Source organism: Antrihabitans stalactiti, assembly GCF_012932915.1.
Classification (GTDB): domain Bacteria; phylum Actinomycetota; class Actinomycetes; order Mycobacteriales; family Mycobacteriaceae; genus Antrihabitans; species Antrihabitans stalactiti.
Genome location: NZ_VCQU01000005.1, coordinates 26,541 through 44,171, shown reverse-complemented (window position 1 = coordinate 44,171; position 17,631 = coordinate 26,541). Strand labels below are relative to the sequence as shown.

Below are 17,631 nucleotides of genomic sequence, written 5' to 3'. Positions count from 1 at the left end.
CGCCCTAAGAGAGCCCAGTCATGCAACTCATCAAATTCCTCATCTCGGTCTCCTGGCAACGGATTGTCGCCATCATCGCCGCCGGCCTCGTCTGCGGTGCCGCGAACACCTACCTGCTGATCCTCATCAGAAGTGTCGTGTCACCGGAACCCCAGCCGCCGGACATGCTTACGCGCTTCGCCGTGACGGGGGTGGTCGTACTTGCCAGCGGGGTGTTGTCGCAGGTGCTGCTGATCCGTCTCGCTCAGGAAGCGATCTTCCAGCTGCGCGCGGACCTCAGCTCCGGCGTAGTCTCGGCACCACTCGAGCAGCTGGAACGCCTTGGTACACACCGGCTCATCGCCACCCTGACCGAAGACGTGCGGTCGCTGTCGCAGGCCGTCACGGCGATTCCGAGCATCTGCGTCGACGTCACGACGATCATCGGCTGCTTCGTCTTCCTCGCAGCCGTGTCGGGTCCGATCTTCGCCATCACTGTTGCAGGAACGTTGGTGAGCATCGCGTGCGTCGAGATGTTCCTCAAGCGAGTGCGCAAGATCTACCACGAGGCTCGGGAGAACGAGGATGTGCTGCTCCGGTCCTTCCAAGCGGTCACGCTCGGCATCAAGGAACTGAAGCTCCACCGTGGCCGTCGCCGTGACTTCATGGACCGGCACCTGCTCGGCACCGCGGGCACATTGCGGGCGCAGAACGTCGAAGCCGGCTCGAAATTCTCTGTGGCACAAGGACTCGGGCAGACGTTCCAGCTCCTGACGATGGCGCTCATCCTCTTCGTGCTCGCCGCCGCGATGCATGTGCCGCAAGAAACCATGGTTGCCTACGTCCTGATCACGACGTTCTTGTCGATGCCGATGCAGAACTTCATGCACCGCATCCCGGACCTGTTGCGAGGTGACGTGGCACTGAAGAAGATTCGCGGAATGAACCTGTCGATGACCTCGGGGCCGAACGAGGATCTGCTGCCCTACACCGAGCGTCCCGCAGCGGGCGAGGCACGGCTGGAGCTGGCCAATGTCAGTTACAGCTACGAGATGCACACGCCCCCACCGCCGCCGCCTGGTCCGGGCGGTCCGGGTCCGAAGGGTCCGCACCCGATGGGTCCGCCGCCGGACGACGGGTCGGGATTCGCGCTCGGACCGATCGACCTCACCTTCGAACCCGGGCAGATCACGTTCATCGTGGGTGGCAACGGAAGCGGCAAATCGACTCTGGCGAAACTGATTACCGGACTCTACGTCCCGCGGACCGGTTCACTCGTCCTCGACGACGAGATGATCGACCAGAGCAACGTCGAGTGGTACCGCCAGAACACGTCGGCTATCTTCACCGACTTCCACCTGTTCGAGGATTACCTCGGCTTCGACCGGACCGGCATCGACGACGAGGTGCGCCACTACCTCGAAGAGCTGCAGATCGCGCACAAGGTGACGGTCAAGGATGGGCAACTATCCACGATCGCGCTGTCGCAAGGGCAGCGGAAGCGGCTCGCGCTGCTGACCGCTCTGCTCGAGGATCGCCAGATCTACCTGTTCGACGAATGGGCCGCCGACCAGGAGCCTCGCTTCCGGGAAGTCTTCTACAAGGAGATCCTGGTGAACCTCCGTAATCGCGGTAAGACGGTCATCGTCATCACCCACGACGACCGCTACTTCGACTGCGCTGACCAGCTCGTCAAGCTCGAATACGGCCAGGTCGCCGAGGTCACCTACCCCGCGAAATCCCTGCAGGTTGCCTAACCCCTCGTGAGTCTTTTCGGAGTCTATAGACTCCGAAAAGACTCACGAGGTTAGGTGGAGCTTCGATGTCGACAGCGGTTTCTGCGTACGAGCGCTTGCGCGCCGCGCATCTGCACACGGTCCAGGCGGCACTCATCGATCACATCGGTCGGCTGGATTGGTCCCGAGAAGAGATCGAGCGCCACCAAACCCACCGGCTGCGGGCTTTGCTCGGTTACGCCAAGGAACGGTCCACCTTTCACTCGTCGCGGTTGAGCGACATCGATCCCGCGACGGCCACCGTCGCGGATCTTGCGTCGGTGCCGATGATGACCAAGCAGGACGCACAGAACGAATGGGACAGCATCGTCACAGTCAACGACCTCGACCGGGCACAGGCCGAGCGGATATTGGCTGAGCAACAATGGTTTTCGTACACGCCGGGCGACGAACAGATTTTCAGCTCGGGTGGGTCGAGCGGCGTTCGCGGAGTGTACGTCTGGGATTGGAACTACTACGTCTCAGCAGCGTGCCTCGCTTGGCGGGTGCAAGCGCGCGAAGAGCTCCGGACTCAGGGGAACGGTCCGGCGCGGCTTGCAGTCCTGGCGGCCGGGACGCCGCCACACGCCAGCACCCCGTTGTTCGACGTGCCGACGGCCGCCGGGATGGAGACCGCAGTGATACCGGTCGGGGTGCCGTTCGACGAGATCCTCGCCGCTGTCGCGGCCGCCCAGCCCACGCATATGGTCGGCTACGCGTCGGTGATCGGTCGACTGGCTCGGGCGGCGTCGGCCGGCGAACTGAAGATTTCGCCCGTGCGCGTGAGCACCAACTCCGAACCGCTGCTCGACGAGGACCGCCAAGCCATCCGGGATGCCTGGTCCGTGCCGGTGCACAACCTCTGGGGCTCTACCGAGATCGGTGTCCAGGCCGTCGGCTGCGCGCGCGGCGAGGGACTGCACGTCTGCGAGGACGAAGTGGTGCTCGAGCGCGTGGACGAGAACGGCATGCCGGTTGGTCCAGATGAGCCCGCCGTTCGAACCCTGGCTACCGGTCTGGCCAACCGGACCTTTCCGTTCATCCGCTACGACCTCGGCGACCAGGTGACGTGGCTTCCCGATCCATGCCCGTGCGGGAGTGCCTTCGCCCGGGTGGCGGACATCGGCGGCCGCCGCGACGACGACTTCCAATACGGCACAATCACAGTGCCCGCGAGCGCCTTTCGCTACGTGCTCGGCACAGATCCCCGAGTTTCCGAATATCAGGTCACTCAAACTGTCGGTGGCGCAGACATTCTCACCGTCGGCTCACCGGATATCACCACGCTGACCGCTGCGGTCGTCACCGCTCTCCGCGCGCAGGGGCTCTCCGACCCGGCCATTCGGATTCAAATCACCGACCGGTTGCGACGACACGAAGCGACTGGCAAACTTCGCCGATTCGTCCCACTCCCCTCACAGGGGTAGCTTTCCGTTCGCGGCAGCTTCGACCATGAGGCCGTGGTCGATCTCGGTCTGGTCGGCATACGCGCGGGCAAAGTTGCAGAGCGCGGTCTCGAGTCGGTCGGACTTCCCGACGTAGCCGGCGATCATGGACGCGCCGCTTGTCCGCGCATGCCCCTTCGCCAGCAGCCTGCCGCATATTCCTGCGTAATCGGTGAGGGCCGAGGGCGACAGATGATCGATCGCGATGGCGCCCTTCATGTTTCGAAACTGTCGCACGTAATATTGGCGGCCCTCGACGGTCGTCCAGCCGAGCAGCGGATCGCTGACCGTCTGTAGCGCCTGCTGGTATTCGACGACTCGGCGGCCCTGGTGGTCGTGCCATGCGGAGTCGCCGTGCACGAACGGTGCCACGACCGATCGTCGGGCCTGCTTGAGCTGGAGGAAGACGACGTCGTCCGGACTGCTGCCTTCGAGGAGTGCCACGTACGCGCGCAAGCCGACGCTGCCGACCCCGACGACCTTGTGCGCTACATCGACCAGCGTGTAGCCACTGAGCATCCGGCGCCAATGGCTTGGCAAGGTGTCGAGGTAGTCGTCGAGGCCTTGGGCAAGCTGCTCGGCCTCGACTTCGGGCAGGCGAGTGATCAACGGCGGCTCGGTCACGATGCGCCGCCCACCTTTCGCCTCTTCGGTGAACCTGGGCAGCGCCCGGTCGCTCACCCGCCGCCGTGCCCGCTTCGCAGAGCGTTTGATCTCCTTGCGCAGCGACTTGTTCGACGCCGTCGTCTGCAGGCGGTCACGATCCAGGCGTTCGAAAGACCGTGCCAGTAAAGGCTGCTCGGCCAGCCAGCGAATATGGCTGCGATACATGGCAACACACGATTCGACCGCACTCCCACACTGCGCCTCTGTCGCCGAATTCTGTCTCCCCGCAATCCAAATGCTTGCGGTCAGGCGGCGCACGTCCCACTCCCAGCCGCCAGGATGCGCCTCGTCGAAATCGTTGAGGTCGAGGACGAGGTCGCGTTCCGGCGAAGCGTAGAAGCCGAAGTTGCCGAGGTGTGCGTCCCCGCAGATCACCGGTCGGATGCCGGTCGCGGGCAGCATCGCGAGATCGTGTGCCATCACGATCGCGGACCCGCGAAGAAACCCGTAGGGCGAGGCCACCATTCGGCCCACCCGCACGGGAACAAGTGACTCGATCCTGCCGCGATGCGAGGCATCGATCAGGGCAAGCGTGCGCGGACGGTCTGTCGTGGTCTTCCATTCGCCCAACGACGATCTCGGTGTGTCATGACGCAACTGCTTGCCTAGTAGGTATCGCTCCCGCCGTGGCACGGCGCGCCGCCGCAGCGAGGCGTAGTCGGTGCCGTCGGCAGTCGGGACCACCTCGTGGCTGCCGACGCGTTCGGGCACAGCGTCCATAAGCCAATAGTGCGCTGTAATCCCCTGCTAGCGCAGCAATTCGATGCGATGCGTGAGGTGCCCGCGCAACCAGAGCGGGTACAACATGATGACCGCCAGGAAAACGAAAAGTATTGCTTGCGCCCAGTACCACGCCGATGATGTGAGCGCGTGATAGGCAAAGGAGGCCGCGACCATCAGCTCGATGATCGCCAGCGCGACGTAGACCCGGGCGCCGATCGTGTTGAGCCGAGTCAATCCGTTTTCGGCGAGCCGCTCTGCGGCGCTGCGGGTCTCGGGGTCGGATGGCACAGGTCCGCGGATGGCCGCACGCTTCGCGGACCGATAGGCGTCGTCGGATAGTGGACCGACCAGGGCGTTCACCTCTCGCCGCTGGCGAGCCATCTTCGGACCGATTATCGCGCCGAACAGAATCCCGCCGACGACGGCCGGCAGGAGGGCGTCCGGAAGGGTCGCGCGGCCGTGCTGCAGGATCGGCCACTCGATCGCGAGGCAGATGGCGAAGATAAGCCCGAAGTACACCGACAGCACCCAGGTCGGTGCGTTCCGCAGGTAGACGTTCATACAGCAATTTTCGGAGCGTTGAGCTGCGCCGACCAGACACCTTCAGGCTTGATCTAGCCCACCCTTGCAAGGGGTTCGGGGCTTCGCCGCTGCTCACGCCGATACAGCCGGGCACTGCGCTTGGCCGCCATCCGCATGACGAACGGCGGCGGGTCGAGTGCGAGATTGGACAGCATCGTCGGCACATCCTCCTGATGCCAGACTTCGACGAACTTGCCGTCACGGACCCGAAAGATCTCCTGCCCGGTCATCGTGACGGGCCGACCTGTCGGCGGCAGACCGAACATCTCGAACGGTCCGGTGTTGGTGCCGGTCATGGTCCAGCGGCCGGTGACGTATTCGCCGTTCGAGAACGCGATGTCGAGTTCGAAGCGCAGGTCCGGGAACGCGGTGCGGACCATGTTGGCAGCCCACACATCACCCGCGCGGCCTTGGGGCTGCCCCTCCAATCGGTTGTGGTCGACGAGGTCCTCGGCAATCAACTCCTCGGCAACCGAGACGTCACCTGCGCCCCACGCCTCGTACAACCAACGCCGATACATCTCCGTCAAGTCGGTAGTCATCGCGGAACTCCTTGATCGATAGTGGCTTCGAGAAAGCGGTCGACGATCGACATCACCTGGTCCGGCGCTTCGAGAAGCGCCCAATGTCCGACGCCGTCGGTGCGGTCGACGGTCAGCTGCGGACATAGCTCCGCAAGCCGAGCGAGGTCGCAGTTCGGCGCACCGTGGTCGATATAGAGGAACGGCACCCGGCAAGCGGATGCGGCGGGCGCGCTGTCCCAACCGACAAGTCCGTTGATCCACGTCGATGCGACGACGTGCTGCGGCACAGTGTTCATACGGTCGAGGACTCCCGCCGCGTGAGTTCGCGTGTCGGTCGGCAAAACCGTCACCGCCATGAACTGATGCAGCGCTTCGAGATAACCCGGAGTCGTCATCGCGTCGGTGAACGGTTGCAACATGTCGCCGGTCCCATCGGGCGGGGCGATGGTGGAGTCCAGTGCAACGATCGCGGCAGGCAGCTCGGGGTGATCGGCCGCGAGCTGCAGGGCGACCTGACCGCCGAGACTGTGCCCGACGACGATGGGACGGTGGACGCCAAGCTGCGCGCACAGCCAGGCCAGGTCGTCGGCGAAGGCACTCACCGAGTAGACCTGGTCAGGGGTGTCGCTCTCGCCGTGGCCGCGTAGGTCCACGGCGATGACGCGGTGCTGCGGGCGGTAATGCGCGACCAGGCTGACGAAGTCGGCGCGAGTGCAATACGCACCGTGGACGAACAGCATCGGCGGTGCGCCGACGCCGACATCCTCGTAGGCGAGGGTGACTCCATTGCGGTCGATTGTGGACATCGGTACTCCTGTTCAGAGTGGGTGATGTCTTTCTACTGCTGCGTCGACGGCCGTCGCATCGACCAAAGTGTGTATTCGTGCGCTCAACGCGTAGGCGGTGGCCTCTGCACGATTACGGGTGCCGAGCTTGCGGTAGATGTTGGCCACATGCCGACGGACCGTCGGTTCGGCAACGACCAGTTCTCTCGCGATCTCTCGGTTGGTGCGGCCGTTCGCGAGCAGAGCGAGCACCTCGGTCTCGCGGTCGGTCAGCGCCGAATCGGGCTCTGCGGCTTGGCGTTCCCACCCTGTCATCGACAGTCGACGGAAGGACGTCACCGCGTCGTGTCGCAGTTCGGCCGCCCGTCGTCGCGCGTCGGCTCCCCCGCGTTCGAGAACGATCGCTTCGTCCAGATCGGCGATCGCACGCAAAGGACCTTGACCGCCCGACTCCAGCACCACCCGCGCTCTAGCGAACCACTCGCAAGCAGCGGCATCGTCGCCGTCCATTGCTGCCAGCCGCCCCGCGGCAAGCTCGAGCGACCGAGACGGTCCGGCGCATTGCCCAGCGGCCAGCATGCGATCGGTGACCGCCCGCAACCGGCCGACGTGCGGGCTCGACCGCAACGCCCAGATGCCACTCGTCGCCGTCCAGACCGCGCCATTGAGAAGGTAGGTATCCGGCCTGGCAAGTTCCATGCCGTCCAGCAGGTAGCCGAGCGTGCGGTCCGCGCGGAGTTGATTGCCCGAAAGCCCATGGGCCATCACAGAAAACGAGCCAAGCGTGAAGCCAAGCGGGATCGCAGCCAGGGCCGGGTCCGCGGTCAGTGCATCGGTCCGGGCTGCCAATTCCGGCCAGTCGGCTGCACCCACCAGGTATCCCAGGACGCACGGCAGCGCTATTTCGGTCACCACGTGCAGTCGATGCCCCGGACCGAGTTTGCGCACGAACTCGCGCGCTCGATCGAGGTTCGGTTGCGCACGAGGTAGGTCCCCGAGCAGCCCCTGACATAGGGCCAACTGGGCGAGCGCCTCCGCCTGGGCCTGTACAGAACCGTGCCGCTCCCCTTCGGCCAGCAACTCCGCGAGCGCATCGGCACCACGTCTGGCGTCGCCCTGCCGGTAGACGCGGTCACGCGCGACGACGTCGAACGCGCGCAGGCGTGCCGACGCTCGCTGCCAGGTCCGAGCGCGGGCCAGCACCGCCTCTGTCTCTGCAGGAGTTCGGACGTCGAAAGGTTCGAGGGCACGGGCGGCATCGTCCTCGTCGCCGAATTCGGCGACGATCCGCTGTGCTTCGGGGTCGAGGCCGAGCCAACCGGACAGCAGCAGCGGCCCATGCACGACCGGGGCGCCTCGGTCCTGCAGCAACGTCAGGCGCGCCCAGGCCAAGTCCCGGACGTCGCCCTTCAGGGCGAGCCCGCGATCGACGAGTTGATTCCACGCCGATCGCGGAGCGCCTGCGTCCTTGAGTGCAGTCGCCAGCGTGGTGGCAAAGGCGACCTGCTCTGCGGGTGCCAGCGCCGCGAACACCTGCGACGACGTGCGTAACGCGTCCTCGACGAGCACCGCCTCCGCTTGTGCGACCGCCAACTCGGCAAGGAGGTCCGGGCGTGACTCCCCGAGGTCGGCGGCCATCTGGAGCAGCCGGACCGCCTTCGCATGGGCGGCAACGGCTTTCGCTTCACGAGCGGCAATGCGGCACCATTCGATACCCCGCTCGGCGCCGGGAACCGAGGCCGAGGCGTGGTACTGGTATGCGAGTTCGGCAGCCGTGCCGCCAGCCGATTCGAGCGCCTCGGCGACCTGTCTGTGCAGTTGCGCCTCCCGATCGGGATTCATCCCGGCAAGGACCGCGTGGCGAACGATCGCGTGGGCGAAATGGTATTTGGGCGCGCGGTCGGCCGAGCGGATCAGCCCGGCGGCGATGGCCTCGTCGAGTGCGTCGAGCAGGACGGCCTTGTCCAGCGGCAGCAGGTTCTGCAGGTCAGAGAGCGCAAACGGACCGGTGAAAGCCGCCGCATTGGTCAGCAATTGCTGTGTCGTCGGGGACAGTCGGGCAGACCGCTGCGCGACGACCTGCCGGACGCCCTCGGGGATGCCGAGTTCGGCGATGCTGAAGTCCGTCGACCACCAGCCTTCGCGAAATCGCACGCGATCCGAATCGACGAGCAGCTGCCAGACGTGCTTGGTGTAGAACGGATTTCCCGTCGTAGCGTCGTAGACAGCGGCGGTCACCGCGCCGGGCACCGTCGCGCCTGCCGCCTGCGCAAGGTAGCTCGCAACCTCATCGGCCGACAGTCCGGACATGAGCATCAGTTCGGCGCCCGACTCTCGTTGCAACTGTTCGAGTACCGGACCGAGCGGGTTGCTCGCGTCGACTCCGGGATGGCGGTACACGCCGACCAGCGCGAGCCGCGACGAGCGGACGTGCCTGCCGAGGTAGCGCAAGAGCGCGAGCGAATCCGCGTCCGCCCATTGCAGGTCGTCGAGCACCACGACGACCGGCTTGGTCGCCGACGCACCAAGGACACCGCGAGTTACCGCGTCGAAGACCCGTAGCCGTTCTTGCTCGGGCGAGAGGTCGGCATGGTCGGCGCTCAGGTCGGGGGCCTCGCCAGGCAGTTGATTCAGTATCTCGATCCACGCGGCGTACGGCGGCTGCCATTGCCCCTCGTAGGCAGTCGCCGAGACGCCGAGTCCACCGCGCCGCTGGACATCGGCCAGGAAGCGCCGAACCAGCCTGGACTTTCCCACCCCGGGCTCGCCCGCGAGCAGCAGCGCACCGCCGCGCTCCAACAAGAGTTGTAGGCGGCCGAACTCGCGCTCACGCCCGACGAACACCTCCACACCACCATCAAACCGTGGTTCCATACGATCGACCAATGGAATTGGCGAAGCGGATCGCGGAGCTCTATGCCGCTCATCAGGACATACGCGATGCGCGACCGAACCCCGAGGTCGTCGCGGCGATCCGTGAGCCAGGGATGCGACTGGCGCAGGTGATCGCGACCGTGATGGAGAGGTACGCAGATCGCCCCGCGGTCGGGCAGCGCGCGGTCGAGCTGACCACGGACGCTGCGGGTCGTCGGTCGCTTCGCCTGCTACCCGAGTTCCACACGATCAGCTACGGCGAGTTGTGGTCCCGCGTCAATTCGGTCGCGGCCGCCTGGCACCACGACGCCGAACATCCCGTGTACGCAGGCGATTTCGTCGCGCTCCTCGGCTTCACCAGCAGCGACTACACCACCGTCGACCTGGCGTGCGTGCACCTCGGCGCGGTCACAGTGCCGCTGCAAGCCAATGCGACCATCGCGCAGTTGGCAGCTATCACTGCCGAGACGACGCCGAAGACTTTCGCGGTCAGCGCCGAAACTCTCACCACCGCAGTCGACCTCGCACTCGCCGGTCATACACCGGATCGGGTGGTCGTCTTCGACTATCACCCTGAAGACGACGACCAGCGCGCCGCATTCGAATCCGCGACCCGACGCCTCGCGGACACCGCGGTAATCCTCGAACCATTGGACTCGGTACTCGAACGGGGCCGTGCGCTCGCTCCCGCGCCGCTGTTCGTTCCGGCCGAGGACGACGACCCACTGTCGTTGCTGATCTACACCTCAGGCAGCACGGGGACGCCGAAAGGTGCGATGTACACCGACAGTCTGGTGACCGCGGTGTGGCTGTCCCAGCCGGTGGTTGCCGGCATCAATCTCAATTACATGCCGATGAGCCACATCGCAGGCCGCATCTCGCTGCAGGGCGTGCTCGCGCGTGGCGGCACAGCGTTTTTCGCGGCGAAGAGCGACATGTCGACGCTGTTCGAGGATATTGCCCTCACCGGTCCGACGGAACTGTTCTTCGTGCCCCGCGTGTGCGACATGATCTTTGCGCGCTACCAGAGCGAGATGGACCGGCGCTTCGTGCCTGGCGCGGACCGCGCTGCACTCGATGACGAAGTGAAAGCCGAACTACGCGAACACTTCCTGGGCGGACGGTACATGTCCGTCATCGTCGGCAGCGCGCCGATCGCACCGGAGATGAAGACGTTCATCGAATCGGTGATCGGACTGGATCTGCACGACGGCTACGGCTCGACCGAGGCCGGCGGCGGCGTGGTGATCGACACGATCGTCCGGCGTCCACCTGTACTCGAATACAAGCTGGTCGACGTGCCCGAACTTGGCTATTTCGGTACAGACCAACCACATTCGCGTGGCGAACTATTGTTGAAGACGACCACCATGATTCCCGGGTACTACAAGCGACCCGACATCAACGCCGAGATCTTCGACGCGGACGGCTTCTACAAGACCGGCGATATCGTCGCCGAACTCGCGCCGGACCGGCTCGTCTACGTCGACCGCCGCAACAACGTGTTGAAGCTGTCGCAGGGCGAGTTCGTCGCGGTCGCCAACGTCGAGGCAGCGCTTGCCAGCAGCCCTCTGCTGGAACAGATCTTCGTCTACGGCAGCAGCGAACGCGCATACCTGCTCGCCGTCATCGTGCCGACTCAGGAGGTCTTGAACAGCGCGGATCCAAAAGCAGCGCTGAGCAATTCGATGCATCAGGTCGCCAAGGCCGCCGGACTCAACTCACACGAAATCCCACGCGACTTCATCATCGAGACCGAGCCGTTTACGACCGCGAACGGACTTTTGACCGGTATCGGTAAATTGTTGCGGCCCAAGCTGATCGCTCACTATGGCGACCGTCTCCAGCAGCTGTATGCCGAGTTGGCTGAAGGCGAAGCCAACGAGTTGGTAGCGCTGCGTCACGAAGCCCGAGACCTGCCTGTGGTGGAAACTGTGCGTCGCGCGGTCAAGGCGTTGCTCGGCTGCGACCCGAGCGAACTGACGCCCGATGCGCACTTCACCGATCTCGGCGGGGATTCACTTTCTGCACTGTCATTTTCGAACCTGTTGCGCGACATCTTCGACATCGACGTACCGGTCGGCGTCATCGTCAGTCCGGCCAACGGCTTACAGGAGTTGGCGGACTATGTCGCTGCGGCACAGAAGTCCGGGTCGCTGCGTCCAACGTTCACCTCGGTCCATACCGAGCAGCGGGCGTTGGCCGCCGACCTGACGTTGGACAAGTTCATCGACGCCCGAACACTCGACGCCGCAAAGGATCTCCCGTCGAAGACAGGCCAGCCGCAGACCGTGCTGCTAACGGGCGCGAACGGCTATCTCGGCCGCTTCCTGTGCCTCGAATGGCTGGAGCGGCTCGACCGAACCGGAGGCAGCCTGGTCTGCATCGTTCGCGGCAAGGACGTCGACGCAGCACGCACCCGCCTCGAGGAAGCCTTCGACAGCGGCGACCCCGAATTGATAACCCACTACCGCGATCTCGCCGCTCGACGGCTCGAAGTGCTGGCCGGCGACATCGGCGAAGCGAACCTCGGCCTGGACGACGCGACCTGGAATCGGCTCGCCGAGACCGTCGACCTGATCGTGCACCCAGCGGCCCTCGTCAACCATGTCCTCCCCTACGACCAGCTGTTCGGCCCCAATGTCGTTGGTACTGCGGAGATCATCCGCCTGGCGATCACGTCGCGGATCAAGCCCGTGACCTACCTTTCGACGGTCGCGGTCGCTGCCCAGATCGCCCCGTCGGCATTCGAGGAGGACGGTGACATTCGCGAAATGAGCCCCGAGCGCACCGTCGACGGCAGCTACGCCAACGGGTACGGCAACAGCAAATGGGCAGGTGAGGTGCTGCTGAGGGAGGCCCACGATCTGTGCGGGCTGCCCGTTGCGGTTTTCCGTTCGGACATGATCCTGGCGCACAGTCGATTCGGCGGTCAGCTCAACGTCCCCGACCTGTTCACCCGCCTCCTGCTGAGCGTGGTCGCCACGGGGATCGCACCTTTGTCCTTCTATCGCACCGACGCCGACGGGCAGCGGCAACGCGCGCACTACGACGGTCTGCCCGCGGACTTCGTCGCCGAAGCGATCACCACGCTCGGCGCAGGCGCGACCGCGGGTTTCCAGACCTTCGACGTGCTCAACCCGCACGACGACGGCATCTCGCTCGACGAATTCGTCGACTGGCTCATCGATTCCGGCCACCCAATTCAGCGCATCGACGACTATGCCGACTGGCTGGCTCGCTTCGAACCCGCGCTGCGGTCGCTACCGGAGACCCAACGCCAGGCATCCGTGCTGCCGCTGCTGCACGCCTACAAGCGTCCCGGCCGCGCTGTCCGTGGATCGGCTGTGCCGGCGAAGGGCTTCAGCGCAGCCGTCGACGCCGCGAATATCGATTCCGGAAACGGCATTCCGCACCTGACGCGGGCGCTCATCGGCAAATATGTGACAGACCTGCAGTTGCTCGGATTGCTCGGACCCGCGATCGACTCCTAGGAACACGATGACCGAATCCCAGGTCGTGCCACGGCGCATTCTTCCCATCCTGCTGATGGTGGTTCCCCTCAGCCAGATCCCGCTCGACGTCTACACACCCGCGCTGCCCGACATGGTCATCGATCTGCACTCGTCCAACGCGCTCATCCAAAACACCGTCACCGCATACATGCTCGGGATGAGCCTCGCATTCATCCCGGTCGGCGTCGCCGCCGATATCTGGGGACGAAAGCGCGTCCTCCTCAGTTGCCTCGGACTGGTCGTCGTGACCAGCGTCGGCTGTGCCGTTGCGAGCAACGTGGCGGCGCTCCTCGCGCTTCGTTTCGTCCAAGGAAGTGGCGCTTGCGCGTGCTTGGTCCTGTCGTACGCCATCGCCGCAGACACCTACAAAGGCAATCGGCTGGTATCGGTATCGGGTCTACTCGGCGCCGCGTGGGGCCTGGCTCCCGTACTTGCCCCGGCAGTCGGCGGCGTGCTGGTCCAATTCATCTCGTGGCGTTGGATATTCGCGTTGATTGCGACGATCGGTGCGATCGTCGGCCTTGCCGTCGCATTCGCCCTCCCCGAAACGCTCGACAAGATGAACCGGTCCACTCTCGACGTGAAGGCGACCGGCCGGGTCCTCACCGAGGTGCTGCGACACCGCGTATTCGTCAGCTTCGTCTTGATCTTCGGGTTGATGGCCTCCGCCCAGCTCGTGTTCGGCGTCGTCGGACCGTTCCTATATCAGACCGAGCTCGGATTCAGTCCTGCGATGTACGGACTTTTCGCCTTGATAGTCGGCGGCGCCAACCTCGTCGGTGAACTCGCCTGCGGCACGCTCGCCGCCCGAATCACCACTCGCCAACTCGCTTTCGGCGCCTGGGCCCTGTTCGCAGCAGGGGCCGGCGTGCTCGTTGTGTCGGCTGCAACCATCGGGGTGAGCGCGTGGGCGATCACGCTGGGCGCATGTCTCGCGCTCGCCGGATGCGGGGTCTTGTGTCCGCAAATGTACGGACTTGCGCTCGGTCTGTTCACGCGCAACTTGGGTTTGATCGGCGGGATGGTGAGCGCCGGGTGCTATCTCATCGTCAGTGTGGCAATGGCCGCAGCAGGCGCATTGCCCGAAGAGTCGCAGGCGCCGATCGGCTGGCTATACGTCACAGTCGGTCTGGTTGCGGGCGCATTACTGTTGTCGGCAACGTCTGCTCGTAATCGGCAAGTGGTCACGGAAAACCAACCGTAAGCCTTTTTCGACCACCAGTCTTGCGCCCCAATGACATTTATGGTCAATTCGAATTCGTGAGCCAGGTACATTACGGGCATATCTACCACGTGACTGGTGCCCCGAAAGTCACAGACGCGGCCGACGCCTTGGTTTCGATTCCTGACGGCGCTCTGGTGATCGACGATGAAGGTCGAATCACGTTCTGCGGTAACAGAAGTGAGGCCCCCGAAGACAGCGGGACGGTGTTCGATCACAGACCTGGCTTCATCCTCCCCGGGTTTGTCGACACCCATATTCATTTCCCGCAGACTTATGCGGGCGACGCATACGGCGGCGGCCAGCTCCTCGAATGGCTCAACCTGTGCATCTTCCCCTCGGAATCCAGGTTTGCCGACAAAGACTTCGCCCAACAGGCGGCCGTCGAATTTTGCACGCGCCGAATTGCTGCGGGCACGACGGCAGCGATGGTGTTCGGCTCAGCTTTTCCGCACGCACAGGATTCGTTGTTCGCGGAAACCCTTCGAGTAGGTCTGCGCGTCGTCAGCGGTCGGGGCATCCAAACGCAGGGTGGTGAAACTGCGACGCCGCTGATGACGTCGGAGGAAGACGCTATTCGTCTGACCCGCGAAGAAATCGAAAAATGGCACGCCGCCGATACCGGTGACGTCGCGACCGCGTTGCTCCACGTCGCGATCGTTCCCCGATTCTCGCTGTCGGTGACCACCGAAACCTTGAAGAATTTGGGCGAACTCTACGACGAGGTACGTGATCGTGGCGTTTATGTCCACAGCCATCTGAACGAGAACAACCGACCCGGAACCGGCGAGGTCGATTCGACCAAGGATTTGTACCAAGTCAATTCGTATCTGGACACGTACGACGGAAAGTTCTTGCCCGGCTCCACCGTTGGCGGCAAGAGCCTCCTCGGCCGTCGAACGATTCTCGCGCACTGCGTGCATTGTCAGGACGTCGAACTCGAACGCATGGCGGAAACCGGCACCTCGATTTCGCACTGCCCGGTTTCGCAGCAATTCCTCGGGTCCGGAACGATGCCGTGGAAGCGGACCGTTGCGTCCGGCGTCAACATTTCCGCAGGCACCGACTTCGGTGGCGGCGACGAATGGCTCATTTCCAAGGTGCTGTCGGATGCTTTCAAGGTGCACATCTCCGAAGCCGGCGACGCCGGCGTGTCGATGCATCCCGGCGAAATGCTGTTCCTTGGAACGCTCGCCGGCGCTAGAGCGCTCGACATGGAGGACCGGTTCGGAAACCTCGACGTCGGCAAGGAGGCGGACTTCATCATCGTCGACCCGTCGCAGACGCCCACACTCGACGCCGCATTGACGAATCTCACCCGCTCCGACGACCCGAAACTAGCAAGCGATCAGGAACTGTTCGCCCTGCTGATGGGTATTCGAGAGCCCGCCATCACCGAGGTCTACGTCCGTGGCCACCGGGTCGAGGCCACCTAACTACACCTTCGGGTAGGTCGGGTACTCGATTCCCGAGAGGAACTGCACGGTGCGGACGACCTGGCAGGAGTAGCCGAACTCGTTGTCGTACCAGACGTAGATGATTGCGCTGTCGCCGTCGACGATCGCTGCGTTCGCGTCGATGATGCAGGCTGCGCGCGATCCGATGAAGTCGCTGGAGACGGCGTCGGTCGCGGCGGTGTAGTCGAGGTTGCGGCTCAACGGGCCGGACAGTGATGCCTGCCGCAGGGAGTCGAGCACTTGCTCTTTGGTCGTCTCCCGCTTCAGTTGCAGATTCAGGATGGCGACCGACACATCCGGCGTAGGAACGCGGATCGAGTTTCCGGAGATCTTGGCTTTCAGGTCCGGCAGCGCCTTCGCCACCGCCGACGCGGCACCGGTCTCGGTGAGGACGAGGTTGAACGGCGCGGACCGACCGCGACGGTCAGCCTTGTGAAAGTTGTCGAGCAGGTTCTGGTCGTTGGTGAACGAGTGGACCGTCTCGACGTGACCGCGCGTGATGCCGAACGCGTCGTCCATCGCCTTGAGGGGCGGAACGATCGCGTTGGTCGTGCACGATGCGCACGAGAAGATCTGCTGCTCGAGGTCGAGCGTCCGGTGGTTGACGCCGTGCACGATGTTCGGCACATCGCCCTTGCCCGGCGCCGTCAGCAACACCTTTGCGATGCCAGGTCGCAGGTGCTTGGTCAATCCTTCGCGATCACGCCACTTACCCGTGTTGTCGATGAGGATCGCGTTCTCGATGCCGTACTCGGTGTAGTCGACGTTCGCCGGGTCGTCGCTGTAGATGAACTTGATGACGTTGCCGTTGGCGATCAGGGCATTGTTGTCGTTGTCGGTCTTGATCGTCCCGTTGAAGTGACCGTGGACCGAGTCGCGACGCAGCAGCGAGGCACGCTTCGCGAGATCACCTGCACCACCCTTACGCACGACGACGGCCCGCAGATTCAGGCCATTACCCGACCCGGCCTTCTCGATGAGCAAGCGAGCAACAAGTCGGCCGATGCGTCCGAAACCGTAGAGCACAACGTCGCGTGGGCCCTGCGGCTCGCTCTTGTTGGCACCCGTCACGTCCCGCAGCGACTCGGCGGTGAATTCAGGAATGGAAAGTCCGCGGTTGTCCGCGCGATACGCCATCGCCAGCAGGCCGAGGTCGATCTTCGCTGCCCCCAGATCGAGGTCCGAGAGCGCCTGCAGAAATGGGAAGGTCTCGCTGACGAACAGGTCGTCGCCTGTCACCTGCCGTGCGAATCGATGTGTCCGAAGAATGCTGATAACTGACTTGTTCACCAAAGAACGGCTGTGCAGCAGGATAGTCACACCCGTCGTGCGATGGAGCGTGCCGATGATCGGAATCATCGACTCAGCGATCGCTTCCTGGGTGTTCCAGCGAGACAGTTCTTCGGTAGTCACTCGGTCGTCCTATGGTCGATTCGTGCGTTCTGGCAGGTGGCGCATTTGAATCCTAGGCAACACCGATCACCGCACAGGACTCGATGGGCGGTCGGTGAGGTCTAGATCACCTGGACCGTTATCAGGACCGATCGATTTCCAAGTCGACGACGAGCTCGGCAGCTATCCGCTCCAGTTCGGCGCGAATGTCGGCGAAATCGAGCTGCGGCGGAACGCGAACATCGATTGTCGCTTCGAACAAAAGGCCACCCGCCATCGGTGCTTCCCGTGTGTTCGTCGTCATCCGCTCGATACTCAACCCGTGGGTCGATAGCACCGTCGACAGTTCGTGCACGATGCCAGGGCGGTCGTTACCCAGAATCGCGAGAGTCAGCCCCGTCGATTCCTGATCGGCCTTGGCACGGTCGTGCGCCCCGGTATGCACCGACACCTCGAGGAGCCCTTCGAGCGTGCGCGTGGCCGACAGGAATGCGTCGAACCGTTCCGGCGGAATGGTGACCACGACGATTCCAGCGAATTTTCCGGCGAGTTCCGCCATCTGGCTTTCCTCCCAGTTGCCGCCATACGAAGCGATGACGTCGGCAAGCGAGGAAACAAGCCCGGCGCGGTCGTCACCGATGACTGTCAGAACGAGGCGTGGCATCTCGCGATCGTAGCTATCTGCTGTAATC

12 protein-coding genes are annotated in these 17,631 nt (G+C 64.0%); 5 read left to right on the top strand and 7 right to left on the bottom strand.

The annotated features are described in order from the left end of the window. Nucleotides 1-20: 20 nt before the first annotated feature. Nucleotides 21-1,736, top strand: coding sequence for an ATP-binding cassette domain-containing protein (locus FGL95_RS15325; protein WP_169588316.1), 1,716 nt, complete (start codon nucleotides 21-23; stop codon nucleotides 1,734-1,736). Between the two features lie 65 nt (nucleotides 1,737-1,801). Then, nucleotides 1,802-3,181 carry a phenylacetate--CoA ligase family protein gene (locus FGL95_RS15320; RefSeq protein ID WP_169588314.1) on the top strand — a complete coding sequence of 460 codons (1,380 nt, stop codon included), beginning with the start codon at nucleotides 1,802-1,804 and terminating at the stop codon, nucleotides 3,179-3,181. On the opposite strand, the gene FGL95_RS15315 is transcribed toward FGL95_RS15320, so the two are convergent. From FGL95_RS15315 to FGL95_RS15295, 5 genes are read right to left on the bottom strand one after another with little or no spacing between them, the layout of a single operon-like run. Continuing rightward, nucleotides 3,170-4,585 carry a DUF2252 domain-containing protein gene (locus FGL95_RS15315; protein ID WP_169588312.1) on the bottom strand — a complete coding sequence of 472 codons (1,416 nt, stop codon included), beginning with the start codon at nucleotides 4,583-4,585 and terminating at the stop codon, nucleotides 3,170-3,172. The genes FGL95_RS15320 and FGL95_RS15315 overlap by 12 nt on opposite strands. Nucleotides 4,586-4,612: 27 nt before the next feature. After that, on the bottom strand, nucleotides 4,613-5,149 hold the full coding sequence (locus FGL95_RS15310; RefSeq protein WP_169588310.1) for a hypothetical protein: 537 nt from the start codon (nucleotides 5,147-5,149) through the stop codon (nucleotides 4,613-4,615). Nucleotides 5,150-5,202: 53 nt separating this feature from the next. Continuing rightward, on the bottom strand, nucleotides 5,203-5,712 hold the full coding sequence (locus FGL95_RS15305; RefSeq protein ID WP_169588308.1) for an ester cyclase: 510 nt from the start codon (nucleotides 5,710-5,712) through the stop codon (nucleotides 5,203-5,205). Beyond that, nucleotides 5,709-6,500, bottom strand: coding sequence for an alpha/beta fold hydrolase (locus FGL95_RS15300; RefSeq protein WP_169588306.1), 792 nt, complete (start codon nucleotides 6,498-6,500; stop codon nucleotides 5,709-5,711). The genes FGL95_RS15305 and FGL95_RS15300 overlap by 4 nt, the downstream gene beginning before the upstream one ends. A gap of 12 nt (nucleotides 6,501-6,512) precedes the next feature. Beyond that, nucleotides 6,513-9,353: an ATP-binding protein gene (locus tag FGL95_RS15295; RefSeq protein ID WP_169588304.1), complete on the bottom strand. Its 2,841-nt coding sequence runs from the start codon at nucleotides 9,351-9,353 to the stop codon at nucleotides 6,513-6,515. Between the two features lie 11 nt (nucleotides 9,354-9,364). Here FGL95_RS15295 and car point away from each other — a divergent pair, with 11 nt between their 5' ends. From car to FGL95_RS15280, 3 genes are read left to right on the top strand one after another with little or no spacing between them, the layout of a single operon-like run. Further along, on the top strand, nucleotides 9,365-12,847 hold the full coding sequence (gene car, locus FGL95_RS15290; RefSeq protein WP_169588302.1) for a carboxylic acid reductase: 3,483 nt from the start codon (nucleotides 9,365-9,367) through the stop codon (nucleotides 12,845-12,847). 7 nt (nucleotides 12,848-12,854) lie between these two features. Beyond that, nucleotides 12,855-14,072, top strand: coding sequence for a multidrug effflux MFS transporter (locus FGL95_RS15285; RefSeq protein ID WP_169588300.1), 1,218 nt, complete (start codon nucleotides 12,855-12,857; stop codon nucleotides 14,070-14,072). A 56-nt stretch (nucleotides 14,073-14,128) separates the two neighbouring features. Beyond that, nucleotides 14,129-15,526 (top strand): amidohydrolase family protein, encoded by a 1,398-nt coding sequence (locus FGL95_RS15280; RefSeq protein WP_169588298.1) that lies wholly within the window; start codon nucleotides 14,129-14,131, stop codon nucleotides 15,524-15,526. Here the strand turns inward: FGL95_RS15280 and FGL95_RS15275 are convergent, their stop codons facing one another. After that, a complete protein-coding gene (locus tag FGL95_RS15275; protein WP_169588296.1) occupies nucleotides 15,527-16,960 on the bottom strand; it encodes a glyceraldehyde-3-phosphate dehydrogenase in 1,434 nt (477 codons plus the stop codon). Between the two features lie 121 nt (nucleotides 16,961-17,081). Then, nucleotides 17,082-17,603, bottom strand: coding sequence for a glycine cleavage system transcriptional repressor (locus FGL95_RS15270; RefSeq protein WP_169588294.1), 522 nt, complete (start codon nucleotides 17,601-17,603; stop codon nucleotides 17,082-17,084). Between the last annotated feature and the right edge of the window lie 28 nt (nucleotides 17,604-17,631).

Excerpts from the sequence above, each read along its gene's own strand:
- FGL95_RS15325 (WP_169588316.1), top strand. The coding sequence starts at position 21 with ATGCAACTCATCAAATTCCTCATCTCGGTCTCCTGGCAACGGATTGTC.
- FGL95_RS15320 (WP_169588314.1), top strand. The coding sequence starts at position 1,802 with ATGTCGACAGCGGTTTCTGCGTACGAGCGCTTGCGCGCCGCGCATCTG.
- FGL95_RS15315 (WP_169588312.1), bottom strand. The coding sequence starts at position 4,585 with ATGGACGCTGTGCCCGAACGCGTCGGCAGCCACGAGGTGGTCCCGACT.
- FGL95_RS15310 (WP_169588310.1), bottom strand. The coding sequence starts at position 5,149 with ATGAACGTCTACCTGCGGAACGCACCGACCTGGGTGCTGTCGGTGTAC.
- FGL95_RS15305 (WP_169588308.1), bottom strand. The coding sequence starts at position 5,712 with ATGACTACCGACTTGACGGAGATGTATCGGCGTTGGTTGTACGAGGCG.
- FGL95_RS15300 (WP_169588306.1), bottom strand. The coding sequence starts at position 6,500 with ATGTCCACAATCGACCGCAATGGAGTCACCCTCGCCTACGAGGATGTC.
- FGL95_RS15295 (WP_169588304.1), bottom strand. The coding sequence starts at position 9,353 with ATGGAACCACGGTTTGATGGTGGTGTGGAGGTGTTCGTCGGGCGTGAG.
- car (WP_169588302.1), top strand. The coding sequence starts at position 9,365 with ATGGAATTGGCGAAGCGGATCGCGGAGCTCTATGCCGCTCATCAGGAC.
- FGL95_RS15285 (WP_169588300.1), top strand. The coding sequence starts at position 12,855 with ATGACCGAATCCCAGGTCGTGCCACGGCGCATTCTTCCCATCCTGCTG.
- FGL95_RS15270 (WP_169588294.1), bottom strand. The coding sequence starts at position 17,603 with ATGCCACGCCTCGTTCTGACAGTCATCGGTGACGACCGCGCCGGGCTT.